We start from the raw sequence: 26031 nt of genomic DNA on the forward strand, positions 1-26031 counted from the left end.
TGCCTTGATATCTACAGCTAACATCACCATGCAGTTCGGCGCCAAGCCGCTGTTCGAGAACGTTTCCGTCAAGTTCGGCAACGGCAACCGCTACGGCCTGATCGGCGCCAACGGTTGCGGCAAGTCGACCTTCATGAAGATCCTCGGCAACGACCTGGAGCCGAGCGCCGGCCAGGTCATGCTGGAACCCAACGTGCGCCTGGGCAAGCTGCGCCAGGACCAGTTCGCCTACGAGGACTTCAGCGTCATCGATACGGTGATCATGGGCCACGAGGAACTCTGGGCGGTGAAGGCCGAACGCGACCGCATCTACTCCCTGCCGGAAATGAGCGAGGCAGATGGCATGGCGGTGGCCGAGCTGGAAGTCCAGTTCGCCGAGTTCGACGGCTACACCGCCGAGTCCCGCGCCGGCGAGCTGCTGCTCGGCCTGGGCATCCCGCTGGAGCAGCACTTCGGCCCGATGAGCGCCGTCGCTCCCGGCTGGAAGCTGCGCGTACTGCTGGCCCAGGCGCTGTTCTCGGACCCGGACGTGCTGCTGCTCGACGAACCGACCAACCACCTGGACATCAACACCATCCGCTGGCTGGAAGGCGTGCTCACCGCGCGCAACAGCACCATGATCATCATTTCCCACGATCGCCACTTCCTGAACAGCGTCTGCACCCACATGGCCGACCTGGACTACGGCGAGCTGCGCCTGTTCCCGGGCAACTACGACGAGTACATGACCGCCGCCGAACAGGCCCGCGAGCGCCTGCTGTCGGACAACGCCAAGAAGAAGGCGCAGATCGCCGAGCTGCAATCCTTCGTCAGCCGCTTCTCGGCCAACGCCTCCAAGGCCAAGCAGGCCACCAGCCGCGCCCGGCAGATCGACAAGATCCAGCTGGAGGAGGTCAAGCCGTCCAGCCGGGTCAGCCCGTTCATCCGCTTCGAGCAATACAAGAAGCTGCACCGCCAGGCGGTGACCGTGGAAAACATCAGCAAGGGCTATGACGGCAAGCCGCTGTTCAAGGGCCTGAGCCTGCAGGTCGAGGCCGGCGAGCGCGTCGCCATCATCGGCCCCAACGGCATCGGCAAGACCACCCTGTTGCGCTGCCTGGTCGGCGACCTGCCGGTGGACGGCGGCGAGGTGAAATGGACCGACAGCGCCGACGTCGGCTATTTCGCCCAAGACCACGCCGACGACTTCGCCGACGACATGAGCCTGTTCGACTGGATGGCCCAGTGGACCCAGGGCGGCGAACAACTGGTGCGCGGCACCCTCGGCCGCATGCTGTTCTCCAACGACGAGATCAAGAAGTCGGTGAAAGTGATCTCCGGCGGCGAGCAGGGCCGCATGCTGTTCGGCCGGCTGATCCTCAAGCGCCCCAACGTGCTGGTGATGGACGAGCCGACCAACCACCTGGACATGGAGTCCATCGAGGCGCTGAACCTGGCGCTGGACAACTATCCGGGCACGCTGATCTTCGTCAGCCACGACCGCGAATTCGTTTCCTCACTGGCTACCCGCATCATCGAGCTGGGCGAGAACGGCGTGACCGACTTCAGCGGCAGCTATGACGACTACCTGCGCAGCCAGGGCGTAATCGTCTGAGTCCCCGTCGCGCAACGCGAAAGCCCCGCATCCGCGGGGCTTTTTCATTCCGGCATGGACGCGCAGGGCCTATGGGGAGCGCGACTCAGTCGACGTAGCCGGCCATCATCGCCGCGCGGGTCGCCAGGCGCTGGCCCTCGGCGATCTTCTCGCGCTGTTCGGCGGTCAGCTCGCGGGGCGGGTGGTCCTTGATGTAGGCAGCCACGTTCACCCCGATGTAGACGATCAGGGCGGCAGCGATCAGGACGTTCTTCGGATTGATGTCCGAGCGCCGCTTGCAGGCTTCGCAGATGCCGTTCTCGACGAGACGGGTCGCTCGGGCGCCGCAGTTGCGGCAGTAACACGCGCTCACAGGCCGGTTCCTTGTGCTTGTAATTGTCCAGCCAATCTACACGCAGCGCGCCGCTGCGCACAACGCGAAAACCCCGCCGAAGCGAGGTTTTCCGATGACGCGGGGATCAGGCCGCGGCGAACTGCCCGGCGATCTGCCGGCGGGCGGCGGCGATGGCCTGGGCGCGGGGCTCCTCGCCATAGGCCAGGCCTTCGGCGCGAACCACTTCGATATCGGTGATGCCGAAGAAACCCAGCACGGTGCGCAGGTAGCCTTCGTGGGCCGCGCCGGTCGGCTGGCCGGCATGCACGCCACCGGCGGTGGAGACGATCACCACTTTCTTGTCGCCGGCCAGGCCAACCGGGCCGTTCTCGGTGTAGCGGAAGGTCTTGCCGGCGACCGCGATGCGATCGATCCAGGCCTTGAGCTGGCTGGAGATGGTGAAGTTGTACATCGGCGCGCCGATTACCACGACGTCGGCGGCGAGGAACTCTTCCAGCACTTCTTCACCCACCGCGACTTCATGCTTCAGCGCGGCATCGCGCAGCTCCGCCGGGGTGCTGCCGGCGGCCAGGGTCAGGGCGGAGAAATGCGCCACCGCGTCGGCGGCCAGGTCGCGGTAGGTGACGTCAAGCCCGTCTTCGTTCTGCCGCCAGGCCTGGACCAGCTCGGCGCTCAGTTGGCGGGAAGCGGAGGCGTCGCCGAGGATGCTGGAATCGATATGCAAAAGTTTCATGTCTCGCTCCTGAAAGTGGGGGATCGCAGTGTGGCGATCGAGTGGTTTGCATCCTACCGGCAAGGCCAATCGACGATTAGTCGGTAGAAACATGACTATTCGTCCCACACATAGGACAATCTGTTTTTCCCCCCAGCGGAGCGCCTGCATGCCCCACGACCTCAACGACCTCTACTACTTCGCCAAGGTGGTGGAATGCGGCGGCTTCGCCGCGGCCGGACGCGAGACGGGGATTCCCAAGTCGCGCCTGTCGCGGCGCATCGCCGAGCTGGAGGAGCGCCTTCAGGTGCGCCTGCTGCACCGCACGACACGCAAGCTGGCGCTCACGGAGGTCGGCGAACGCTACCTGCAGCACTGCCGCAACCTGCTGCTGGAAGCGGAGATGGCCGAACAGGTGATCGCCGAGCTGAGCGTCGAGCCGCGTGGCCGGCTGCGCCTTTCCGCACCGGTGGCCATGGCTTCGAGCAACCTGGCCGACCTGTTGCCGCGGTTTCTCGAACGACACCCGCAGGTCCAGCTGGAAATCCTCCTGACCAACCGCCGGGTCGACCTGCTCAACGAGGGGGTGGACGTGGCACTGCGCGTGCGCGAACTCGGCGACGAGGACCCTGCGCTGGTCTGCCGGCGCCTGGCTCCGGCGACCACGCAGATCCTCGCCGCCCCGTCGCTGATCGCCGGGCGTCGCCTGGAACATCCGGAAGACCTCGAAGACCTGCCCTTCCTCGGCGCTATTCATAACGACCGCAAGGTCCACGCGACCCTGATCGGGCCGGATGGCAGCCGCTACCAGTTGGAACGCGAACCGCGCCTGGGCGTCGACGACTTCGTCCTGCGCAAGAAAGCCGCCGTGGCCGGCCTCGGCGTCACCCTGCTGCCCGAAGGCTACTGCGACAGGGAACTGGCCGATGGCAGCCTGGTGCGCATCCTGCCGCAGTGGACCTTGCCGAAAAGCACCATGCAGGCCGCCTACCTGCCGCGCAGCAGCCAGATTCCGGCGATCCGTGCCTTGATCGACTTTCTCGTGGAAGCCCTGCAACGCCCCTCGGGCGAGACCGGCCCGGCCTACCGCCGCGCCCGCGAGTGAGCCGCGCCGTTCAGCCGATCCACTGCAACAGCGCGGCGGACAGGCGCCCGCCGAGCAGGCTGTCGAGCCAGAACAGCTGGTGCAGCAGGACGATGCCCCAGAACACCAGTTGGAACGAGAGCTTGCGGGTCTTGTGGCGGAATACCTGCTGCGCGACCAGCGCGCCAGGCCAGCCGCCGAGCAGCTCGAACAGGTGCAGGCGGACCTCCGGGGTACGCCAGTCGCCGCGTGCGGCGCTGCGCTTGTCCCGCCAGTAGAGGGCGAATGCGAGCAGGCTGGCCAGCGGATAGGCCAGCAGCGGCCAGAGGGCCTGTCCGTCCAGGTACATCCGCCAGGCGCCAGCGGCCGGCAGCACGCAGAGGATCAGCAGGACCAGCAGCTTCGCCAACGGGCGCTGCAACGCGCTCGGCGGAGTCGGCGCCGGCCGCGCCTGGGCCCGCGTCACCGGCGCCTGGGCGCCACGGCGGACAGTTGGCGGATCGATGGTCAGCGCGTCCAGCCGCGCCCTCTCGGCGCGCAGGCGGCCCTGGGCATCCTGGCTGGCGAGAAACCACACCTGGTCGCCCTGGCGGGGACGGCGGTCGCCGCGGAACGCGGAGATATGCAGGAAGACTTCTTCCCCGCCGGTCTTCGGCAGGATGAAGCCGAAGCCCTTGTCGTCATACCAGCGGCTGATCATGCCCGGCTTTTCCATATCCACATCCACTCGCTCGCTACCCGTTTCGCGCTGCATTCTAGCCACCCGCGGCGGCCAGACGAAAAAAGGCGCGGCTCGCGCCGCGCCTCTTGCCTGTTCCCGGGCCTCACACCTCGCCGGCGGTGCTCCAGTCGATCAGGTGGAATTGCCAGGTCGCCAGGATCAGCAGGCCGAAGGCGATCCGATACCAGGCGAAAGCCGCGTAGCTGTGGTTGCCGATGAACTTCAGCAAGGCACGCACCGCCAGCATGGCGAAGACGAACGAGGTGACGAAGCCGACGGCGAACACCGGCAGGTCCTCGGGGCGGAACAGGTCGCGGTACACGTATCCGGAATAGACCGCCGCGCCGACCATGGTCGGCATCGCCAGGAAGAACGAGAACTCGGTGGCCGCCTTGCGCGAAAGGCCGAACAGCAGGCCGCCGATGATGGTCGCGCCGGACCGCGAGGTGCCGGGGATCATCGCCAGGCACTGGGCACAGCCGATCTTCAGGGCGTCCTTCCAGGTCATGTCGTCGACGTGTTCGGCGCGGATCACATGCTTCCGGCGCTCGGCCCAGAGCATGACCACCCCGCCCACCACCAGCGCCAGGGCGACGGTGATCGGATTGAACAGCCACTCGTGGATCAGGTCGGCGAACAGGACGCCGAGGACTACCGCCGGGAAGAACGCGATCAGCAGGTTGGCGGTGAAACGCTGGGCCTGGCGCTGGCTCGGCAGGTCACGGACGACTTGAAAGATCTTTCCCCGAAATTCCCAGACGACAGCGAGGATCGCCGCCAGTTGGATGATGATGTTGAACGCCTTGGCGCGTTCGCCGCCGAAGCCGATGAGGTCGGCGACGATGATCTGGTGCCCGGTGCTGGAAATCGGCAGGAACTCGGTCAGCCCCTCCACGACGCCCAGGATGAACGCCTGGAAAGCAGTCCACCACTCCATGTTTCTCCCCCTTCTACTACTGTCCCGAACGAGCTTTCGTTGTTCTCGGCGATACACTCGCCGTCTTTTATGAAGGCCTTACGACTCCGAAGAACCCGACCAGTTCCCCCACTGCCGAAGTCGAAACCGGCGGGCATGCTACCAGAGCGGCCGGCCAGGAATCTTGGAATTCTTGCCAGCCGGCGTCTGAACAAATCTGTCCGCGCCCGTCCCCTCCGCCCTGGTCTTCGCGAAGCGCCGGATACATTCGCTACAATGCGTCCTCGCCGCATGAGGGCCTTCCGTGTCACCCCTTGAACTCTTCGCCGCTTCGCTCGGCGCCATCGCCGTCTACCTGACCGTCCGCCAGAATCCCTGGTGCTGGCCTATCGGCCTGGTGATGGTGGCGCTCTACGCCTGGATATTCTTCGAGGTGAAGCTTTATTCGGACATGCTCCTGCAAATGGTCTACGCGGCGCTACAGCTCTATGGCTGGTGGCAGTGGACCCGCGGCGGGCAGGACCACGACGGCCGCTCGGTGAGCCGCCTGAACGCCGCGCAGCGCCTCTACGGGCTCGGTGCGGGCCTGGTCGGCAGCGTCGCGCTCGGTTACCTGATGGCCAACCACACCGATGCCGCCAGTCCCTGGTGGGACGCCGGATTGACCGCCTTCAGCCTGGTGGCGCAATGCTGGATGGCGCAGAAGCGCCTGGAATGCTGGGCCCTGTGGATCGCCGTGGACGTGCTGTTCGTGGCGCTCTTCGCCAGCAAGGCGCTGTACCTGACCGCCGCCCTCTACGCCCTCTTCACCCTGCTGGCGATCCACGGCTGGCGGACCTGGCGCCGCGACCCGGCATTGCGCGAGGGCGTCGCCGCATGAAGGTGCTGGTACTCACCGGGCCCGAATCCAGCGGCAAGAGCTGGCTTGCGGAGCAGCTCCAGGCCCGCTTCGGCGGCCGGGTGGTCGGCGAGTACGTCCGCCACTTCATCGACGAACAGCGCCGCGACACCTGCTACGCCGACATCCCCGCCATCGCCCGCGGGCAACTGGCCTGGGAGGACGCCGCTCGCGCAGAACGGCCGGCGCTGCTGATCCTCGATACCCACCTGCTGAGCAACATCCTCTGGAGCCGGATTCTCTTCGGCGACTGTCCGGACTGGCTCGAACCCGCCCTGCTGCGGCGGCGCTACGACCTGCACCTGCTGCTCTCGCCGGAAGGCGTAGCCTGGAGCGCCGACGGCCAGCGCTGCCAGCCGGAACTGGCGCAGCGCCAGGCCTTCCACCGCGAATGCCAAGCCTGGCTGGAGCGCCATCGGCAGCCCTACCGCGCCATCGCCGGCGACTGGGCCGAGCGCCGGCGCCAGGCTTTCGCCGCAGTGCAAGGGCTGCTCCGGGACGGCTGACGGGCCGGCCCTGTCACGCCGCCGATACACCGCCAGCGCGGTCCGGGCCTTGGCGCAGAGCGTTTCGCGACGGCGCCGCGGAAAGCTGTCTCGGCGCTGAAACAGCTCCAGGCGCGTCCCCGGCAGGCTTCGCCCCCTGGTTGGCGGGCCTGCTGTTGCACGGATGCAACACTGTCCGCCAGGTTCCCCCGGCGCTCACCTCCAAGCCCTTGATGGACAAGGAAAACGCAAAACCGGCACGCCCCATGCTCGCTCCCTGCCAACGCTGATTAGGGCTCAGCGCCAACGAAGGAAGCGCCATCATGTCGGGGAGTTCGCTACGCATCGTCGTTCCAGCGCTGCTGGTCATCGTCGGCTCCGTGCCGGTGAGCCTCCCCGCGCATGCGGCGGACGGTACGATCGTCGTCCAGCGCCAGGTCCAGCCACGGGTCGCCTACCGTCCGAGCATGGTGCCCGACCCACATCCCACCGTCGTCGACACCAACGTCTCCGCCGAGGTCAACGCCCTCGCCAACGGGGCGGCCAGCGGCAATACCGTGAGCCGCGAACTGGGCGATGCCGACTTCGCCATCGTGACCAGCGGTTCCGGGATTCGCAGCATGATTCTCCCCGGTGGCGCCCTGCCGGGTTTCGCCAACCAGCCGGCGAACCCGGCGACAGTCCAGGCCGTCGGTAACGTCGGCACCACCCACGGCGCGGGAGGCGGCGCCGGCGCCGGCCTCGCCGGGCAGATCAACGGCAGCCTCAAGCAGGGCCTGGCGCCGCTGCAGATGCTCGGGGGTGGACAATGAAGCGCCTGTCCGCCCTCCTCCTCGCCTTCGCCTGTATCGCGTCGCTCCAGGCCGACCCGCTGGCCTCACGCAATCGCGCCAGCATCGATGCCAGCGGCACCTACCGCGGCAACTTCGCCCTCAACCAGGCCGCCGGCGACGCCCAGCAACAGAGCAACGTTCGTGTCGTCGCGGTCGGCTCCGCGGCCCTCGTCGGCAGCGACCAGCGCCAGCATCTGCAACTCGACGCCAGCCAGCCGATCGCGGCCAGCGCCAGCATCTCGGGGGCGGCGCTACGCGGCAGCGGCATCCTCGGCGTCAACCAGGGCGCCGGCCTCGGCAACCAACAGATCAACGCCTTCCGGCTGAGCGTCAGCAACGGCCCGGAAAGCCTGGATGACAGCGTTCTCGCGCAAAGCGTGGCGCTGACCAAAGTCTCCGGTTCGGCCACTCCGGTCCCGGGAGGACGCAGCGTCTCGACGGACGATCGCGCCTTCGCCGGGAGCAGCGGCGTGGTGCAGGTGAACCAGAGCGCTGGGGTGGGCAATCAGTCGATGAACACCCTCAGCGTCAGGGTCATGGAATGACTCTGCCAAGCCAACACAAGCCCAACACTAAGCACAGAAATGCAAGGAGAAACGCCATGAAAGCGACTATGGTCCTGACCCCGCTGGCCCTGGCAATGGCTGCAGTGCTGTCGGTATCGGCCTACGCCGGAAACGAAGGTGGCTGGCACCCGCCGAAACCCAACCCGCAGTCGAACAACAAGGGCGGAGCCACGGCCCTGGTGGTGGATACGCAGCAGAACTACAACAACAAGGTCAGCAACTTCGGCACGGTGAACAATGCCTCGGTGAGCGGCTCGATCAAGGATGCCTCGGGCAACGTCGGGGTCAACGTCGCCGCCGGCGACAACAACCAGCAGGCCAACGCCGCCGCGCTGGCCAGCGCCGACGCCAGCTTCGTGTTCGGCACCGCGACCGCCAGCACCAGCGTGCTGCAGAGCGGCTACGGCAATACGCTGAACAACTACTCCAACCCCAACACCGCATCGCTGAGCAACTCGGCCAACAACGTCTCGGGCAACCTGGGCGTGAACGTCGCCGCCGGCAACTTCAACCAGCAGAAGAACGACCTGGCCGCCGCCGTCTCCAACGGCCAGTACAGCACTGCCGGTAGCGCCGCGTCGCAGACCTCCACCGGCAACACCACCGTCAACAGCGCCAACTACGCCTATGGCGGCACCTACGTGTCGCTGAAGCTGAACGCCGACGGCAGCTACAAGGGCACCTCCGACCAGATCGGCGACGTCTACCTCGACACCTGGGAAGGCCAGACCCATCCGGGCGGCAGCAATACCGGCCACATCGACGTGGACAGCCAGGCCCAGGGCGCCAAGGACCTGAACCACGACGGCGGCGCGTTCGCCTTCAAGGAAAAGGGCGACGTCGACCTGAAAGGCACGGTGTCCGGCTTCATCCCGGCGATCGTCGGCTTCAAGACCCCGGTCACCAACAACGCCAGCCTGAGCAACTCGTTGCAGAACGTCTCGGGCAACGTCGGGGTGAACATCGCCGCCGGTGGCGGCAACCAGCAGAGCAACTCCCTGTCCATCGCCGCCGGTTGCAGCAGCTGCCCGGCCGGTGGCGAGAGCCTTGGCTTCTGATCCTGGCCCAGGGGTTCCGGCGCCAGCCGGAACCCTTTTCCATCCGACACAGGAACCGGCCATGCGCACGCTCATCCTTTCCCTGCTGCTGCTCGTCGACCTCACCGCCCAGGCGGCGACCCTCGGCTTTCCCGCCCTGCCCGGCGGCGGCCTGGTCTACAAGCAGGTGCAGAGCATCCGCGAGCGGCGCTTCGCCGACCTGGTCGAGCAGAAGACCGATTTCAGCTGCGGCGCCGCGGCCCTCGCGACCATCCTGGAGAAGGCCTACGGCGCCCCGCTCGACGAGCAGGCGGTGATCCAGGGCATGCTCGCCCACACCGACCCGGAGATCGTCCGCACCCAGGGCTTCTCCATGCTCGACATGAAGCGCTACGTCGAATCCATGGGCATGCGCGCGCGCGGCTACCGGATCGAGGCGGCGCAACTGGAACAACTGAAGATACCCGCCATCGTGCTGATGGAAATCCGCGGCTACAAGCACTTCGTCGTCCTGCAACGCACCCAGGGCGAGTACGTGTACGTGGGTGACCCGGCGCTGGGGCACAAACGCTACGCGCTGACAGAGTTCGCCAAGGGCTGGAACGGCATCGTCTTCGCCGTGATCGGCCAGGGATACGACCGCGGCAATCCGCTGCTGACGCCGCCCGAGCCGCTGACCGCGCGCAATCGCCTGGACCGCTTCAAACCGGTCAGGGACGCCGAACTGATGGAATTCGGCTTCATCCAGAGCGATTTCTTCTGATCGCAGGAGCCGGATGCTCCGGGAGCACGCCATGTACACGCACCACTGCTTCGTCCTCGCCTGCTGCCTGGGCGCTGCGCTGCCCGCCCCCGCCAGCGACCTCTTCGCCCCCGCCGAACTGAGCGACCAGGAGCTTTCCCAGTTGCGCGGGCGCTACGTGCTGCCGGGGCGGATCGTCAGCTTCGGGGTGACCATGAGCAGCACCTGGCAGAACGCCAGCGGCCAGGTCCTCGGCGCACGCGTCGACCTGCAGGTGCGGCAGAACCTGGCGCGCCCGGTCCTCAACGTCACCCTGGTCGATCGGCCAGGCGACGCCCCGCCACCCGTCGCCGGCAACGGCCAGGTCCTCGGCGGCGCCGGACTGGCGCAGACCCAGGGGGTCAGCCAGAGCATCCGCACCGCCGGCGACCACAACAGCGCCAGCAATGGCGTCAGCATCGAGGTCCGCCACGGCGAGGCGCCGCCGCCACTGCCGGGCGGCACGCCGCTGGAAGGTGCGCTGGCCCTCAGCGGCGAGGCCGGCACGGTCAAGGTCACGCCGAACGGCGGCGCCCTGCAACTGGCGATCCAGGCCAGCGGCCAGGGCGCCAGCCTGCAAAGCCTCGGCGCCGGCGGCCTGGTGCAGAGCGTGGCGCTCAGCGGAAACCGCAACCTGGTGCAGAACCTGGCGGCGCTCGAGGTGATGCTCAAGGACCGGCCGGGCGCCGATCCGGCACTGAATTGCGCCTGGGAGCAATTGCGCGCGCTGCGCCCCAGCGGCTACTGAAAGTTGATCTAGTCTGAAATCACTGTGCTATCGGAAGGCCATAAAAACGGAACGGCAAACATGACCCAGACACTCTCGCTGCGAGCTGTCCTCTGCGCCACCACCCTGGTTTCCCCGTTCCTGGCGCAGGCCGCGACGGAGTCCGAGGTCGAGGCGCTGAAGAAGGAACTCCTGGAGCTGCGCCAACGCTACGAGGCCCAGCAGAACGCCCTGATGGTCCTCGAACAGCGCGTGCGCCAGGTCGAGGCGCAACCCCAGGCGCCGCAGCCGCAACGCCTGGTCAAGTCGATCCAGCCGCCGGCGCAGGCGCGCAACGACGCCAACGCAGTCGCCGGCACCTACGGCGCCAGCCTCAAGGACGATGGCGCGCCCGCGCCCAGCGTGGAAAACATCTACCAGGACGCCAGCGGCTTCTTCGGCGGCGGCACCTTCAGCCTGGAGACCGGCCTCACCTACAGCCACTACGACACCCGCCAGTTGTTCCTCAACGGCTTCCTGGCGCTGGACTCGATCTTCCTCGGCAACATCGGCGTGGACCAGATCGATGCCGACATCTGGACCCTCGACCTGACCGGCCGCTACAACTGGAACCAGCGCTGGCAGGTGGATATCAACGCCCCGGTGGTCTATCGCGAATCGACCTACCAGTCCGCCGGCGCCGGCGGCTCGACCTCGCAGATCACCGAGAAATCGGTGACCGGCGACCCACGCCTGGGCGACGTCAGCTTCGGCGTCGCCTACAAGTTCCTCGACGAAAGCGAGAGCACCCCGGACGCGGTGGTCAGCCTGCGGGTCAAGGCGCCCACCGGCAAGGATCCCTACGGCATCAAGCTGAAGCAGGTACCGGGCAACAACAACCTCAACGTGCCCGACGACCTGCCCACCGGCAACGGCGTCTGGTCGATCACCCCGGGCATCTCGCTGGTGAAGACGGTGGACCCGGCGGTGCTGTTCGGCAGCCTGTCGTATACCTACAACTTCGAAGAGTCGTTCGACGACATCAACCCGCAGCAAGGCGTGAAGACCGGCGGCAAGGTCAAGCTCGGCAACTGGTTCCAACTCGGCGTCGGCGTGGCCTTCGCGCTGAACGAGAAGATGAGCATGTCGTTCTCCTTCTCAGAGCTGATCAGCCAGAAGAGCAAGGTCAAGCAGGACGGCCAGAGCTGGCAGACCGTCAGCGGCAGCGACGCCAACGCCGGCTACTTCGGCCTGGGCATGACCTATGCGGTGAGCAACAGGTTCAGCATCGTGCCCAGCCTGTCCATCGGCATCACTCCGGACGCGCCGGACTTTACCTTCGGCGTGAAATTCCCCTACTACTTCTGAGGGGCCACCGTTCGAGCCTGGGCATGCCCTACCCCTCGAAGGGATGCGTGAGCCTGGGAGCGATCCTCGCCTAGCTGCGCAGGCGTTATCCGCCGGTAGCAACGGCACCGTCCCTCTCAAGCCTCGCCAGCGAGCGCCCGCTCGACTTCCTCGCGCGAGGGGATCGAGGTCTGCGCGCCGAGGCGGGTCACCGAGATCGCCGCGGCGGCCTGGCCGAAACGGATCGCCGCCGCCTCGTCGAGGCCGCGCGCAAGGGCCGCGGCGAAGCCGCCGACGAAGGTGTCCCCGGCCGCCGTGGTATCCAGCGCCTTGACCCGCGCCACCGGGAAATGCTCGACCCGCCCCTCGCCCACCAGCAGGGCGCCCTGTGCGCCGAGGGTGACGATCACCCTGCCGGCGCCCATTTCGCGCAGGCGCTCGGCGGCACGCCCGGCGCTCTCCAGGGAGTCCACCGGCAGGCGGCAGAGCAGTTCGCTTTCGGTCTCGTTGGGGACCAGGTAGTCCACCAGCGGCAGCCACTCCGCCGGCACGTCGCGGGTGGCCGGCGCCGGGTTGAGGATCACCGTCTTGCCCAGCGCATGGGCCTGGCGCAGCACATGGCCAACCGTCTCCAGCGGGCTTTCCAGCTGGCAGACCACCACCTGCGCCTGCTCCAGCAAGTGTTCGTGGCGCGCCAGCACGGCCGGCGACAGGTGGCCGTTGCCGCCGGCGACGATGACGATGGCGTTCTGGCTGCTGTCGTCGACCACGATCAGCGCCACCCCGCTGGACTCCCCGGCCACCCGCTCGACGCCCTGGCAGTCGATGCCCTCGGCCTGCAGCGCGCGGTACAGCTGGTCGCCGTAGGCATCGTCGCCAAGGCAGCCGATCATCGCCACCCCAGCGCCGAGACGCGCCGCGGCGACCGCCTGGTTGGCGCCCTTGCCGCCGGGAATGGTGGTGAAGGACTGCCCGGCGAGGGTCTCGCCGCCCCGTGGCAGGCGCGGCGCGCGCACTACCAGGTCCATGTTCAGGCTGCCCACCACCAGTACTTTCGCTTGCATCGTTGCGTCCTTGTTCCAGCCTCTCTCTAGCGAGGGCGCCCCCGGCGCCCGGTTCAGACCCGCACCAGCGGCGGCGCGGTGGATTCGCGCAGGACCAGCGCCGGCGCCACCACCCGCCGCTGCATCGGCTCCTCGCGCTCGGCGATGCGTTGCAGCAGCAGTTGCGCGGCGATCTCGCCGAGCAGGCGGATCGACTGGCCCACGGTGGTCAAGGCGGGAAACACGAAGCGGCTCAGCTCGATATCGTCGAAGCCGATCACCGACAGTTCGTGCGGCACCCTGATATTCAGCTCGGCCGCGGCGCGCAGCACGCCGATGCCGATCATGTCGTTGCCGGCGACGATCGCCGTCGGTCGCTCGCCCTCGCCGCCCAGCAGGCCGAGCGCCGCGTGGTAGCCGCCGGGGCTGCTGAACTCGCTTTCCAGCAGCCACTGCGGGCGCACCTCCAGGCCGGCCTTGGCCATCGCCCGCCGGTAGCCCTCGACCCGCAGCGTCGAGACCTTGGTCGACAGCGGCCCGCCGATGCAGGCGATGTCGCGATGGCCCAGTTCGAGCAGGTGGCGGGTCGCCAGGTAGGCGCCCATCTCATGGTCGATCTGCACCCGGTCGGCTTCCACGCCTTCCACCTCGCGGTCGACGATCACGGTCGGCGTGCGCATGTTCGCCAGCCCCTTGGCCAGCGCACCGTCGCCGCCGGCGGACGCCAGGACCAGGCCGTCGATGCGTTTCTCCTGGAGTACGCGCAGGTAGTTGGCCTGCTTCTGCGGGTTGTCGTCGGAGTTGCAGAGGATCACGCAGTAGCCGTTGCGCTCGCAGCAATCCTCGATGCCGCGCGACAGCTCGGCGAAATACGGGTTGGTACTGTTCGGCACCAGCAGGCCGATGATCGAGGTGGTACGCACCTTCAGCGAGCGCGCCACCGCGCTGGGCACGTAGTGCAGCTGCGCGATGGCGTCCTCGACCTTCTTGCGCACCGCGTCGCTGACCGGCCGCGTCCTGTTCACCACATGCGATACGGTGGTGAAGGAAACCCCCGCCATCGCCGCCACGTCCTTCATTGTCGCCATCGTTCAGCCCTGTCTGCGGGCGCGATGGCTGCGGTAGGTATCCAGCACCACCGCTACCACGATCACCGCCCCGGTAATGATTCGTTTGGTCGGCTCCGACGCACCGATCTGCGCCAGCCCCGCCGCCAATACGGAAATGATCAGCACGCCGAAGAAGGTGCTGACCACCGAACCTCGCCCGCCCATCAGGCTGGTGCCGCCGATCACCACCGCGGCGATGACCTGGAGTTCCAGGCCGACCCCGGCGTTGGGATCGGCCGCTTCCAGACGCGAGATCTGGAACAGCGCGGCCAACCCGGCGAGCAGCCCCATCAGGGCGAATACTGCAATCTTATAGGGTTTCGGGTTCACACCGGCCAATCGCACCGCTTCTTCGTTGGTGCCGATGCCGATCAGGTAGCGGCCGAACACCGTGCGGGTGAGCACCGCCTGGGCGGCGAACATCACCAGCAGGGCGATCACGAAGGCCGGCGAGATGCCGAACGCCAGCGGATTGGACAGCCAGGCATAGGCGTCGCCGATATAGGCCGTGCGCGAGTCGGTCATCTGGTAGGCCAGCCCACGGGCCATCTCCAGCACCCCGAGGGACACGATGAACGAGGGAATCCGCCAGGCCACCGTGATCGAACCGGTGACGCAGCCGGCCAGGGTCGCGCAGGCCATCCCGAGCATCGCCGCCGGCAGCACGCCCCAGCCCCAGCCGAGCGTCGCCAGGCTTACCGCCGAGGCCGCCAGGGCCAGCACCGAACCTACCGAGAGATCGATGCCGCCGACGATCAGGATGAAGGTCATGCCCACCGCCAGCACCACCAGGTCGGGGATCTGGTTGGCGATGGCGAGGAAGGTGCCATAGCTGAGGAAGTGGCTGCTCAGCGCCGAGAACAGCGCGATCATCGCCAGCAGCGCGCCGGCCAGGCCGAGGTAGGTGCCCAGGCCGAAATAGTTGCCGCGTCGCAGGGTTGGCGCTGCGGCGGCGGTAGCGGAAGACGTCGGGTCGCTCATTTCTGGTTCCTTGCGTTGCATGTTCACGACGTCGCCAGCAGCGCGTCGCGTTTCTTGTAACCGGCGAAGGCCGCCGCCAGCAGCGCGTCCTGGGTCCAGGCGTCGCGCTCGAAGGTGTCCACCATACGTCCCGCCGAGAGCACGCCGATGCGATCGCAGATCAGCATCAGCTCGCGCAGGTCGCTGGACACCACCACCAGCGCCTTGCCCCGGCGGGTCAGTTCGGCGAGCAAGGCATAGATGTCGAACTTGGCGCCGACGTCGATGCCACGGGTCGGCTCGTCGAACAGCAGCACCTGGCAGTCGCGTTCCAGCCAGCGGCCGATCACCACCTTCTGCTGGTTGCCGCCGGACAGTTCGCCCACCGCCTGCGCGGTGTCCGCGCAGCGCACCCGCAGCGCCTCCACCTGGCGCCGCGCCAGGGCTTCCTCGCGGCGCCGGTCGATCACCCCGTGGCGCGCCAGCGCCGGCAGGTTGCCCAGGGCCAGGTTGGCGCTGATCGACTGGTCCAGCAGCAGGCCCTCGCCCTTGCGGTCCTCGGTGATCAGCGCCACCCCCTGGCGCACCGAGTCGGCCGGTGAACGCAGGCTCAGGCGCTGCGGCGGATCGCCGAGCAGGACCTGCCCACCGTCGGCGCGGTCGGCGCCGTAGATCAGGCGCAACAATTCGGTGCGCCCGGAGCCGATCAGTCCGGAAATGCCGAAGATCTCCCCCGCGCGCACCTCGAACGACACCTCATGCACCTTGCCGCGCCGGCTCAGCCGCTCCACCCGCAGCAGCGGCGCACCGGTCTGCCGTGGGCCCAGGTCGAAGCGCTCGCCCAGTTCGCGGCCGACCATCAGGGTCACCAGTTGGTCGGCGTCGTAGCGCTCGATCGGCTCGACGCAGACCAGGCGGCCATCGCGCAACACCGCGATGCGCTGCGAAATCCGCGCCAGTTCCTCCAGTCGATGGGAGATGTAGACGATCGCCACGCCACGTTCGCGCAGCCGCTCGACCTGCTCGAAGAGCATGTCCACTTCGCGCGCGGTAAGCATCGCCGTGGGTTCGTCGAGGATCAGCAAGCGGCAGTCGCCGATCAGGTTGCGGGCGATCTCGACCATCTGCTGGTGGCCGATACCGAGGTCGCCGACCAGCGTGTCGGGATCGATCGCCTCCAGGCCGACCTGGGCCATCGCCTCGCGGGCCGCCGCGCGCAGGCGCCGACGGTCGATCCAGCCGGCGCGCCGGGGCAGGTCGTGGAGGAACAGGTTCTCCGCCACCGACAGGGTCGGCAGCAGGTTCAGTTCCTGCATCACCATGCGCACGCCCAGCGCCTCGGCCTCGCGGCGGCTAGCGGGGGCGTAAGGCCGGCCGAGGAGCTCCAGGCTGCCGGCGCCGGGACGTTCCAGGCCGCCGACGATCTTCGACAGGGTGCTCTTGCCGGCGCCGTTCTCGCCGGTCAGGGCCAGCACCTCGCCGCCGAACAGTTGCAGGTCGATCTCCGCCAGCACCGGCTGCGCGTAGGTCTTGCCGACCCCGCGGATGCTCAGCAGCGGCAATGCGTCGCTAGACATGGGAAGGCTCCATCGGACGGATCAGGGCGCGGTCACCAACTCGACAGGCGTCTCGACCACGCCGTCCTTCTCATGTTCCGGGGCTTGCCCAGCAAGCAGCTTGAGCGCGGTCTGGATACCGAACACCGCCTGCTTCGCGGCGAACTGGTCGGCAGTAGCCAGCACCCGGCCATCCTTGAGCATCGGCTTGATCGCCTGGATATTGTCGTAGCCGACCACCTTCACCTGCCCGGCGCGGCCCGCCGCGCGCACCGCCGATACCGCGCCGAGGGCCATGCTGTCGTTGCCGGCGAGCAGCGCCTTGAGGTCAGGATGCTCGTTGAGCATCGCCGAGGCCACCGCGTTGCCCTTCTCGATTTCCCAGTTGCCCGACTGCAAGGAGACGATCTTCATCCCCGCCGCGTCCATCGCATCCTTGAAGCCGGCGGTGCGCTGCTGGGCATTGGTGGTCGTGGAGACCCCTTCGATGATGCCGACCTCGTCGCCGGCCTTCAGTCGCTTCGCCAGGTACTCGCCGACCAGCCGCGCACCCTTGCGGTTGTCGGGCCCGACGAAGGGCACGCCGATCTTCTTCGCCTGCAGCACCTGCGGGTCGAAGCGGTTGTCGATGTTGACCACCACGATGCCGGCGTCCAGCGCTTTCTTCACCACCGGCACCAGCGCCTTGGAATCGGCCGGCGCGATCACCAGTGCGTCGACCCCGGAAACGATCATCTGCTCGACGATGCGGATCTGGCTGGAGGTATCGGTCTCGTCCTTGATGCCGTTGGAAACCAGTTCGAACCGGTCGGCATGCTCCTTCTGGTAGGCCTTGGCGCCGTCCTCCATGGTCAGGAAGAACTCGTTCGCCAGCGACTTCATCACCAGCGCGATCCTGGGCTTCTCGGGAGTTTCCGCGTGGACGGCGGACAGGGGCAGGAACGAGGAACAGGCAGTCAGCACAACGGCAGCCAACAGGCGCCGGGAAGCGACCCGCTTCATGGTGTATCCTCCAGCTTTTCTTATCGTTGTATTGAGGCTTTTCCAGGAGATTATCCAGACGCAAACGTTTGCGTTAGGTGAATATGCGTCGATCTGACAGATTCTGTCAATCGCCACGAGCAACTGTCGCGAACCGGTCGGGATCGGTTGGATTCTAGTTCGCTACGGCTGGGAAACGCAGGATATTTTGCCTGGCCGGCAGATCTCCCGCCGCCCACTCAGCGCAACCGGTGCTTGTGCAACAGGCGGTAGAAGGTCGGCCGCGACACCCCGAGCATCCGCGCGGCCACGCTGAGGTTGTCGCCGTAACGGGCCAGCGCATCACACATCGCCTGGCGCTCGGCGCAGAGCTTGTAGACCTCCAGGCTGGACAACGGCGGGCCGTCGCCGCGCGCGCATTCCAGGCCGAGGTCCTGGGCCTCGATCTGCTTTCCCTCTGCCAGGACCAACCCGCGACGTACCCGGTTGGCCAGTTCGCGGACATTGCCCGGCCAGGCGTGCATCGCCATCGCCGCCAGCGCGTCCTCGCTGAAGCGGCGCGGGCGGCGGCCGGTCTCCAGGCTGTAGAGCCGGGAGAAATGCTGGGCCAGCAGCGGCAGGTCCTCGCTCCGTTCGCGCAACGGCGCGGTGCCGACCTGCAGGACGTTGAGCCGGTAGTAGAGGTCCTCGCGGAACGTCCCGGCATCGATCGCCGCCTCCAAGTCGACATGGGTCGCCGCCAGCACCCGCACGTCCACCTCGACCGGCCGGCTACCGCCGACCCGCTCGATCTGCTGTTCCTGGAGAAAGCGCAACAGGTTGGCCTGCAACTCCAGCGGCAGGTCGCCGATCTCGTCGAGGAATAGGGTGCCGCCGTCGGCCGCCTCGATCCGCCCGACCTTGCGCTGGTGCGCGCCGGTGAAGGCGCCCTTCTCGTGGCCGAACAGCTCGGACTGGATCAGGTGCTCGGGAATCGCCCCGCAGTTGATCGCGACGAACGGCCTGTCCGCGCGCCGCGACTGCCGGTGCAGGGTACGCGCGACCAGTTCCTTGCCGGTGCCGCTCTCGCCCCGGATCAGTACCGGCGAGTCGGTCGGCGCCAGCTTCGCCAGCAGCCGGCGCAGGTCGCGTACGGCCAGGCTCTCGCCGAGCAGTTCGTGCTCGCCCTCGGCATCGCCGGGCACCGTGCCGCGCCCGCGCAGGCGGGCCATGCCAAAGGCGCGGCCGAGGGTCACCTGCACCCGCGCCATGTCGAACGGCAAGGTATGGAAGTCGAAGAACCATTCGCAGACGAAATCGCCGACGCCATTCACCGGCAGGGTGTCCGGGCTGAGCACGGCGATCCACTCGGTGCCGCTGCGGCTGATCAGGTCCTTCACCGTCTCCGGCCGCTCCAGGTGGAACGGCCGCAGGCGCAGCAGGCCGACGTCGCAGGCGCGTTCGCGCGCCGTTTCCAGCGCGCAGCTGTCCACTGCCCAACCCGCCTCGCGAAGTCCCGGCAACAGGCGCCGGCAATCGTCGCACGGGTCCACCACCAGCAGACGGCGGAGGTTCGATGCATCTGGCATGTGTGCTCCTTTGCGGCGCCAATTCTTTGAACCGTCATAAAAACGGCATGTTGGCGCTCTGAAAGGAAAATCTAGCAATTTTTTGACGCGCGAAAGTGAATCTTTGTTTATATCGCCAATGCCGAAATCGTCTTATCAGTCGTAGCCGCGACGCTTGACTTCCAGGCGCCGGACGAACTCCTCCAGGACCAGCTTGTAGAGGTCGTCGCCGAGGTAGACATCTTCCACCCCGCAGTCGATGTTCGGGTTGTCGTTCACCTCGATCACCACCACCTTGTCGCCGGCCTGCTTCAGGTCTACCCCGTAGAGGCCGTCGCCGATCAGGTTGGCGGTCTTCACCGCCAGCTCCACCACCTTGCGCGGCGCCTCGTGCACGGGCATGGTGCGGAAATCGCCGCTGACCTCCTCGGCGTCCGGGCTGTGGTCGTAGATCTGCCAGTGGCCCTTGGACATAAAGTACTGGCAGGCGAAGATCGGCTTGCGGTTGAGCACGCCGATACGCCAGTCGTACTCGGTATAGAAGAACTCCTGGGCAAGGATCAGCACCGAGCGCTCGAACAGCTCGGCGCTGGCCGCCAGCAACTGCTCCTGGTCCTCCACCTTGATCACCCCGCGCGAGAAGCTGCCGTCGGGAATCTTCAGCACCAGCGGGAAGCCCAGGCGCTCGCCGACCTTCTCCAGTTCCTGCGGGTTCTCCTTGTAGAGAATCTCGGTGGCCGGCATGCCCAGCTTGTGGCTGCGCAGCAGATCGGCCAGGTACACCTTGTTGGTGCAGCGCAGGATCGACACCGGGTCGTCCATCACCACCAACCCTTCGCTCTCGGCCTTCTTGGCGAAACGGTAGGTGTGGTCGGCGACATTGGTGGTCTCGCGGATGAACAGCGCGTCGTACTCGGCGATCCGCGAATAGTCCTTGCGCTCGATCAGGTCGACGTCGATGCCGAGGCTGCGGCCGACCCGCACGAAGTTCTTCAGCGCCTTGGCGTCGGAGGGCGGGAACGCCTCGCCGGGGTCGTGGAGGATCGCCAGGTCGTAGCGGAACGGCTTGCGCGAACGCGGCTTGCGCCAGATCTGCCGGCTGAAGCTGTCCAGGGCGTTGGCGAAGAGGTCTTCCTGGTCCTCGCGCAGCTTGTGGATGGCGCCGGGCTTGATGCCCTCGATGTGCCAGGTGCGGTTGCGCTTGAACTCCACCAGCAGCAACGGGCAGGGAAACGCCTCGAACAACTGTCGCGCCAGGTCCTGCAGCGGCTCGATGTCGGTACGGCCGAAATACAGGGTCAGGATGAAACCATCGGTGCTGCCGTAGGGGTGCGCGGCCAGGGCCTTGTCCAGGGTGCGGTCGAGGTCCTCCAGGACCAGGCTGTACAGCGACTTCCTGGCCAGCTCGCTGATCGTCCGCACCGAGGGGATCACCTTGTGCCCGCGCGCCTCGGCGAGCAGCGAGCAGTAGTAGCCATGGCGCAGGTACTTGTAGTGCCGGCACAGGTTGATCACCTGGACCCGCTTGCCAGTGTCGTCGTCGATGGGCAGTTCCAGGTATTCCTGGGCGGTGACCACATCCTCGCTGGGGTAATAGGACGTCCAGTCTTCCTTGCGTTCCACGATGATGAACAGCTTGCTCACGACACCTCCCGGGGTGACTGCGAAACCACGGCGCATTCGGAACCGGCTTGCCGGCGCACGCATCCCGGCCAATACTCGGCGGGAATCCCTTGCGAAACCGCTCTATGGCGCCTGCCAGCAAACCGAAGCGTACAGCACCCATTACAGCACGCCCGCGCGGAAGTTCCCGCCCGCGGCCGTGGAGACCGCTATGAACCTGACCCTCCGCCCGGCCGGTGTGGACGACCTGTCCGCCCTGGTCGAGCTGGAAAACCGCTGCTTCGACTACGATCGCCTGTCCCGCCGCAACTTCCAGTGGATGCTCACCCGCGCCCACGCCAGCCTGACGGTAGCCGAGGGCGACGGCGGCGTGCTCGGCTACGCCCTGGTGCTGTTCCACGAAGGCACCTCGCTGGCCCGCCTCTACTCCATCGCCATCGACCCGCGCGCCCGCGGCATCGGCCTCGGCCAGAAGCTGCTGGAAGCCGCCGAGCAGGCCGCGCGGGACAACGACCGCGCCTACATGCGCCTGGAAGTGCGCCCGGACAACCGTGGCGCCATCGCCCTCTACGAGCGCAACGGCTACCGTCCCTTCGCCACCGTGCGCGACTACTACGAGGACCACAGCGAAGCGCTGCGCTTCGAGAAACGCATCCGCAACCCCGGCCACGACCAGCGCCGCCACGTGCCCTTCTACCGGCAGACCACCGATTTCACCTGCGGCCCGGCCTGCCTGCTGATGGCCATGGGCGCGCTGCAACCGGAACGCCAGTTGACCCGCCGCGAGGAACTGCGCCTGTGGCGCGAGGCGACCACCATCTACATGACCGCCGGGCACGGCGGCTGTAGCCCCCAGGGCCTGGCGCTGGCCGCCTGGCGGCGCGGCTTCCGGGTCAAGCTGGTACTGTCCGCCGGCGGCCCGCTGTTCCTCGACGGCGTACGCAACGAAGACAAGAAGGCGGTGATGCGCCTGGTCCACGAGGACTTCTGCGAGGAACTGGACGCCTCGGGCGTCGAGCAGAGGCGCTCGGCCAGGCTCGACATCCCACGCCAGCTGGCCAGGGGCGGCCAGCCGCTGGTGCTGATCAGCAGCTACCGCCTGACCCGCTCCAAGGCCCCGCACTGGGTGCTGGTCACCCACTACGACGAGGACTTCGTCTACCTCCACGATCCCGACGTCGACCACAGCCAGCACCGCCAGCCGCTGGATTGCCAGCACATCCCGGTAAGCCACGCCGAGTTCGACAAGATGAGCCGCTTCGGCCGCAGCAAGCTGCGCGCGGCGGTGATCCTGTTCAACCCGGAATGATCCGCATCGCCCCGCCCTGCGGCGGGGAGATGTTCTCGCCTATCAATCAATTCCATCGATAGTGGCTAGTGAGACTATCCATTTTTCATTCGCCAACGCCGATGTTTACATAGTCGCCAGATCCCCGAATAACCAGAACGGAACTGGAGACGACACCATGAGCTACTCCGCCAAATCTTTCTCGGCCCTGATCAATGCCATGCGCGCCGACGGCATCACCCGCCTGGAACAATTGGCCCGCCAGCCCTTCCGCAACGCCCAGGGCTTCTGGAGCGCGGAGGCGAAGAAATGAAAGCCCTGCTCGACCGCCGTACCGATCCCACCTGGATGCTCTACGCCGCAATCATCGCCTGGCTGGCCTTCTCCGGTCTCTGACCGGCAGGCCGCTGGCGCCTCGCCCTGCCGTTCCAAGACGCTCCGGCGTCCCGCCTTTCTCCGGTGAAATACCGAGCTTTCGTCGTCAACATCGCCAGGCGAGGCCTGCGCAAACGTTTCACCCGTTCGCTGTCAAGAAAACCTTGTCAAAAAAGCTGATAGCAGCTTGCCAATATGCCAACGCCTTGGCATAACGGTGCCCAAAAAAGGCCTACAAGGACGTTCCTGATGCGCACCGTGAAAAAGGCTCTGCTGGTTGTCGGCGTGATCGTGCTGGCGGTCGTCGGGGTGGTGGTCTACTACGTCGCCAATCCCAACCTCCCCCACTACCAGGCGCCGAGCGAGGTACGCTACCTGCCGCAATGGCAGGACGAGGCCCGCCAGCGCTTCTACTACACGCCCCAGGGTACCCTGGTGAAAGGCCTGCACTACGACTGGTTCACCGCCCTCGAACTGCCCTTCTCCGAAGAACCCTTCGCCGCCCCCGAATACCTCGCCCGCTTCGGCTTCCTCGTCGATCCGCAGCAGAAGGCCAGCGACCTCAACCCCGGCAACCTGCCGGTGGGCTTCAGCCAGCACCGCGACGAGAAGACCGGCACCCGCTACCTGGACATCACCTGCGCCGCCTGCCACACCGGCGAACTGCGCTACCAGGGCAAGTCGCTGCGCATCGACGGCGGCGCCGCCATGCACTCCATCGCCGCCACCGTGCCGACCCTGCGCGGCGGCGCCTTCGGCCAGGCGCTCGGCGCGAGCATGGCCGCCACCTACTACAACCCGTTCAAGTTCAAGCGCTTCGCCAGGAAAGTCCTCGGCGAACGCTACGAACAGGACAAGTCGCAACTGCGCGCCGACTTCAAGGCCGTGCTCGACACCCTCCTGCGCACCGCCTGGAACGACACCCGCCGCCACCTCTACCCCACCGAGGAAGGCCCCGGCCGCACCGACGCCTTCGGGCGCATCGCCAACAGCGTCTTCGGCGATGCCATCGACCCGGGCAACTACCGCGTCGCCAACGCCCCGGTGAGCTATCCGCAGGTCTGGGACATCTGGAAATTCGACTGGGTGCAATGGAACGGCTCGGCCATGCAGCCGATGGCGCGCAACATCGGCGAGGCCCTCGGCGTCGGCGCGCGCCTGCAGATCTTCGACGAGCACGGCCAGCCGCTGCGGGGCGAGCAGCGCTACGCCTCCAGCGTACGCCTGCACGACCTGCACGCCCTGGAAGAAACCCTGCAACAACTGAAACCGCCGACCTGGCCGGAAGACCTCTTCGGCCGCATCGACCTGCAACGCGCCTCCCAGGGCCGCGCCCTGTTCGAAGCCAACTGCGCCTTCTGCCATGCACCCAAGGTGCAACCGGCGGAATACGCCGCCCCCGGACGCAATCCCGAGTGGCGCATGCACATGGTGCCGACCGAGGTGATCGGCACCGACCCGACCACCGCCGACAACATCGCCGACCACCGCTACGACCTGCGCAAGCTCGGCTGGAGCGTCGACGAACTGGCGCGGATGAACGTCCAGCTGATCGGCGCCGATCCGCAGCAACTCGACCTCTCGCAACTGTCCTCGGCCAAGGGCCTGGCCTACATCACCGCCTTCGTCGAGCAGCGCGCCTACCGGGACGCCGGCATCCCGCCGGAACAGCAGAAGACCATGAACGGCTTTGACCTGCCGATCGGCGTACAGGAACTGCGCGCCTACAAGGCCCGCCCGCTGGACGGCGTCTGGGCGACCCCGCCGTTCCTGCACAACGGCTCGGTGCCCAACCTGTTCCAACTGCTCTCCCCGGCCGCCGAACGCTCGCCGCAGTTCTACGTCGGCACCTTCGAATTCGATCCGAAATTCGTCGGATTCCGCACCGAGAAATTCCCCGGTGGCTTCCTCCTCGACACCCGTCTCACCGGCAACCGCAACAGCGGCCACGAATTCCGCGACGGCTGCCGGCAGAACGGCGTGATCGGCCGCGCCCTCAGCCCGGAAGAACGCTGGGCGCTGGTGGAATACCTGAAGGTGCTCGGCAACCCCGAATTCGAGCGCCGCCTGGTCCCGGCCCAGACCCCACCCTGGACGCCCGGCCCGAAATGCCCGGCGCCGGAGCAACGGACCGCGCAACGCTGAACCTGAGAAGTGGAGAAGCGCGAGGCATGGCGCCGCCGCCCCTCTCCACCCCGAGCAGCCCCTCTCCCTTCAGGGGGGACGCCTAGCCAGAGGACGGGGAGAAGCAATCGTGGCGCACTCCCCGCCCAAGAAGAATAAAAGCCCACAGCCAACGCACACCACCAAGGACACCCACTCCATGCGCGCACTCCTCACCCACGCCTGGCTGTTCCTCGGCAAATGGCTCGGCCGCCTGCTCCTCCTGCTGCTGGCCGTCGGCCTCGGCGGCTGGGCCATCGGCAGCCTCTACTACGCCTGGAAATTCTCCGGCCCGGTGTCCGCGGAAGAGCAGATCGCCCCGGACGAAGCCCGCATCACCCAAGCGATCATCCAGGACGCCATCCGCGTGGTCGAACAGCACCGCGACAACACCCGCGTCCTGCGCGATGCCCACGCCAAGGCCCACGGCTGCGTGAAGGCCGAATTCAAGGTACGCGCCGACCTCGACCCAACCCTGCGTCGCGGCGTGTTCGCCGAAGCGGGCAAAAGCTGGAACGCCTGGGTGCGCTTCTCCAACGGCAACGCCTACCCGCAGTTCGACAGCAAGAACGACGCGCGCGGCATGGCCATCAAGCTGCTCGACGTGCCCGGCGAAAAACTCCTGCCCGGCCGCGGCCATGACGGCGAGCAGGACTTCGTCATGTTCAACCAGCCGGTGTTCTTCATCCGCGACATCGCCGAATACCGGCAGAACTTCGCCGCCCAGGCCGACGGCAAGAAAGCCCTGGCCTTCTTCCCCAACTGGAACCCCGCCAGTTGGGAACTGCGCCACCTGCTGATCGCCCTGCGCACCCTCGCCCCCGCCCCGGACAGCCCGCTGCACGCCGGCTACAACGGCATCTCGCCGTACAAGCTGGGCGAACACAACATCAAGTTCCGCGTCGTCCCCGCCCCGGAGAAGTGCCCGGCCTACCAGCTACCGAAGCAGAACCAGGACCTGCCCAACTTCCTCCGCGCCGCCCTGTACCAGCAACTCTCCATCGACCGCACCCCCGCCTGCTACGCCTTCCAGGTGCAGCGCCAGGACCCGGCCAAGTACATGCCCATCGAAGACACCAGCGTCGAATGGAAGGAGTCGGACGCGCCCTTCGCTACCATAGCCGACATCATTGTGCCAGCTCAGGATTTTGATAGCCGGGAACAGAACCTGTTCTGTGACAACCTCTCGTTCAACCCCTGGCACGCACTGCCGGAGCATCGGCCGATCGGCGGGATCAACCGGTTGCGGAAGGCGGTTTACGAGGCGGTCAGTGGGTATAGGTTGGGGAGGAATGGGTGAGGGTTTAGGGGGAGGAGTGCTTGGTGTTACGTTGATCGGGAATGGCCGGAATCGGCCAAAAGCGGTCATTTC

Annotated in this window: 25 protein-coding genes; 14 read left to right on the forward strand and 11 right to left on the reverse strand. The window is 66.9% G+C overall.

Features of this window, described 5'->3' with window-relative positions; all coding sequences use genetic code 11:
* The first annotated feature begins 4 nt into the window (after positions 1–4).
* On the forward strand, positions 5–1594 hold the full coding sequence (locus HMPREF3014_RS14990) for an ABC-F family ATPase (RefSeq protein WP_003111315.1): 1590 nt from the start codon (positions 5–7) through the stop codon (positions 1592–1594).
* 85 nt (positions 1595–1679) lie between these two features.
* Here HMPREF3014_RS14990 and HMPREF3014_RS14995 read toward each other — a convergent pair whose 3' ends face one another.
* Positions 1680–1946 (reverse strand): hypothetical protein, encoded by a 267-nt coding sequence (locus tag HMPREF3014_RS14995; protein WP_003088334.1) that lies wholly within the window; start codon positions 1944–1946, stop codon positions 1680–1682.
* A 106-nt stretch (positions 1947–2052) separates the two neighbouring features.
* Entirely contained in the window at positions 2053–2661 is a 609-nt protein-coding gene (gene azoR2, locus HMPREF3014_RS15000) for an FMN-dependent NADH-azoreductase AzoR2 (RefSeq protein WP_003088332.1), read from the reverse strand.
* A gap of 148 nt (positions 2662–2809) precedes the next feature.
* On the opposite strand from azoR2, the gene HMPREF3014_RS15005 reads away from it, so the two are divergent.
* On the forward strand, positions 2810–3745 hold the full coding sequence (locus tag HMPREF3014_RS15005) for a LysR substrate-binding domain-containing protein (protein WP_003119152.1): 936 nt from the start codon (positions 2810–2812) through the stop codon (positions 3743–3745).
* A gap of 10 nt (positions 3746–3755) precedes the next feature.
* On the opposite strand, the gene HMPREF3014_RS15010 is transcribed toward HMPREF3014_RS15005, so the two are convergent.
* Together HMPREF3014_RS15010 and HMPREF3014_RS15015 are read right to left on the reverse strand one after the other, a co-directional pair.
* The gene (locus HMPREF3014_RS15010; protein WP_010895592.1) at positions 3756–4478 is read right to left on the reverse strand and encodes a DUF1294 domain-containing protein; all 723 of its coding nucleotides are present in this window, start codon (positions 4476–4478) and stop codon (positions 3756–3758) included.
* Between the two features lie 70 nt (positions 4479–4548).
* The gene (locus HMPREF3014_RS15015; protein ID WP_003113476.1) at positions 4549–5382 is read right to left on the reverse strand and encodes an undecaprenyl-diphosphate phosphatase; all 834 of its coding nucleotides are present in this window, start codon (positions 5380–5382) and stop codon (positions 4549–4551) included.
* A 283-nt stretch (positions 5383–5665) separates the two neighbouring features.
* Between HMPREF3014_RS15015 and pnuC the strand changes: the two genes are divergently transcribed.
* The 8 genes from pnuC (at position 5666) to HMPREF3014_RS15055 (ending at position 12035) form a co-directional block, all read left to right on the forward strand.
* The gene (pnuC, locus tag HMPREF3014_RS15020) at positions 5666–6241 is read left to right on the forward strand and encodes a nicotinamide riboside transporter PnuC (RefSeq protein WP_003088324.1); all 576 of its coding nucleotides are present in this window, start codon (positions 5666–5668) and stop codon (positions 6239–6241) included.
* A complete protein-coding gene (locus HMPREF3014_RS15025) occupies positions 6238–6765 on the forward strand; it encodes an AAA family ATPase (protein WP_003158870.1) in 528 nt (175 codons plus the stop codon). The genes pnuC and HMPREF3014_RS15025 overlap by 4 nt, the downstream gene beginning before the upstream one ends.
* Before the next feature lie 302 nt (positions 6766–7067).
* Positions 7068–7556: a hypothetical protein gene (locus HMPREF3014_RS15030; protein WP_009876312.1), complete on the forward strand. Its 489-nt coding sequence runs from the start codon at positions 7068–7070 to the stop codon at positions 7554–7556.
* Positions 7553–8122 (forward strand): hypothetical protein, encoded by a 570-nt coding sequence (locus HMPREF3014_RS15035; RefSeq protein ID WP_003111321.1) that lies wholly within the window; start codon positions 7553–7555, stop codon positions 8120–8122. Before HMPREF3014_RS15030 ends, HMPREF3014_RS15035 begins: the two co-directional genes overlap by 4 nt.
* A gap of 56 nt (positions 8123–8178) precedes the next feature.
* Positions 8179–9201 (forward strand): hypothetical protein, encoded by a 1023-nt coding sequence (locus tag HMPREF3014_RS15040; protein WP_003121980.1) that lies wholly within the window; start codon positions 8179–8181, stop codon positions 9199–9201.
* A 61-nt stretch (positions 9202–9262) separates the two neighbouring features.
* On the forward strand, positions 9263–9943 hold the full coding sequence (locus HMPREF3014_RS15045; RefSeq protein ID WP_023087558.1) for a C39 family peptidase: 681 nt from the start codon (positions 9263–9265) through the stop codon (positions 9941–9943).
* Positions 9944–9956: 13 nt separating this feature from the next.
* Positions 9957–10709, forward strand: a complete 753-nt coding sequence (locus HMPREF3014_RS15050) for a hypothetical protein (RefSeq protein WP_003121981.1) — start codon at positions 9957–9959, stop codon at positions 10707–10709.
* Positions 10710–10769: 60 nt separating this feature from the next.
* Complete coding sequence (locus HMPREF3014_RS15055) at positions 10770–12035, forward strand: transporter (RefSeq protein ID WP_003088309.1); 1266 nt, start codon at positions 10770–10772, stop codon at positions 12033–12035.
* Between the two features lie 116 nt (positions 12036–12151).
* On the opposite strand, the gene rbsK is transcribed toward HMPREF3014_RS15055, so the two are convergent.
* The 7 genes from rbsK to HMPREF3014_RS15090 form a co-directional block, all read right to left on the reverse strand.
* Positions 12152–13078: a ribokinase gene (gene rbsK, locus HMPREF3014_RS15060; RefSeq protein ID WP_023087559.1), complete on the reverse strand. Its 927-nt coding sequence runs from the start codon at positions 13076–13078 to the stop codon at positions 12152–12154.
* A gap of 53 nt (positions 13079–13131) precedes the next feature.
* Positions 13132–14145, reverse strand: coding sequence for a LacI family DNA-binding transcriptional regulator (locus tag HMPREF3014_RS15065; RefSeq protein WP_003119158.1), 1014 nt, complete (start codon positions 14143–14145; stop codon positions 13132–13134).
* A gap of 3 nt (positions 14146–14148) precedes the next feature.
* Entirely contained in the window at positions 14149–15147 is a 999-nt protein-coding gene (locus tag HMPREF3014_RS15070; protein ID WP_003088303.1) for an ABC transporter permease, read from the reverse strand.
* 23 nt (positions 15148–15170) lie between these two features.
* Complete coding sequence (locus HMPREF3014_RS15075) at positions 15171–16703, reverse strand: sugar ABC transporter ATP-binding protein (protein WP_003119159.1); 1533 nt, start codon at positions 16701–16703, stop codon at positions 15171–15173.
* A 21-nt stretch (positions 16704–16724) separates the two neighbouring features.
* Positions 16725–17684 carry a sugar ABC transporter substrate-binding protein gene (locus HMPREF3014_RS15080; RefSeq protein ID WP_003160123.1) on the reverse strand — a complete coding sequence of 320 codons (960 nt, stop codon included), beginning with the start codon at positions 17682–17684 and terminating at the stop codon, positions 16725–16727.
* A gap of 218 nt (positions 17685–17902) precedes the next feature.
* Positions 17903–19231 (reverse strand): sigma-54 dependent transcriptional regulator, encoded by a 1329-nt coding sequence (locus tag HMPREF3014_RS15085; RefSeq protein ID WP_003102344.1) that lies wholly within the window; start codon positions 19229–19231, stop codon positions 17903–17905.
* A gap of 135 nt (positions 19232–19366) precedes the next feature.
* On the reverse strand, positions 19367–20854 hold the full coding sequence (locus HMPREF3014_RS15090; protein WP_023087560.1) for a RimK family protein: 1488 nt from the start codon (positions 20852–20854) through the stop codon (positions 19367–19369).
* A gap of 190 nt (positions 20855–21044) precedes the next feature.
* Between HMPREF3014_RS15090 and HMPREF3014_RS15095 the strand changes: the two genes are divergently transcribed.
* The 4 genes from HMPREF3014_RS15095 to HMPREF3014_RS15105 all read left to right on the forward strand — a co-directional run bounded on the left by HMPREF3014_RS15095 (position 21045) and on the right by HMPREF3014_RS15105 (position 25959).
* The gene (locus HMPREF3014_RS15095; RefSeq protein ID WP_023087561.1) at positions 21045–22142 is read left to right on the forward strand and encodes a GNAT family N-acetyltransferase/peptidase C39 family protein; all 1098 of its coding nucleotides are present in this window, start codon (positions 21045–21047) and stop codon (positions 22140–22142) included.
* Positions 22143–22299: 157 nt separating this feature from the next.
* Positions 22300–22434 (forward strand): hypothetical protein, encoded by a 135-nt coding sequence (locus HMPREF3014_RS35135; RefSeq protein WP_003088290.1) that lies wholly within the window; start codon positions 22300–22302, stop codon positions 22432–22434.
* A gap of 311 nt (positions 22435–22745) precedes the next feature.
* On the forward strand, positions 22746–24641 hold the full coding sequence (locus HMPREF3014_RS15100; RefSeq protein WP_023081763.1) for a di-heme-cytochrome C peroxidase: 1896 nt from the start codon (positions 22746–22748) through the stop codon (positions 24639–24641).
* 178 nt (positions 24642–24819) lie between these two features.
* Complete coding sequence (locus HMPREF3014_RS15105; protein ID WP_003088286.1) at positions 24820–25959, forward strand: catalase family protein; 1140 nt, start codon at positions 24820–24822, stop codon at positions 25957–25959.
* Positions 25960–26031 lie beyond the last annotated feature (72 nt).

Origin of the sequence: Pseudomonas sp. HMSC065H01 (assembly GCF_001815235.1) — a bacterium.
In the GTDB taxonomy this organism is placed as follows: Bacteria; Pseudomonadota; Gammaproteobacteria; order Pseudomonadales; family Pseudomonadaceae; genus Pseudomonas; species Pseudomonas aeruginosa.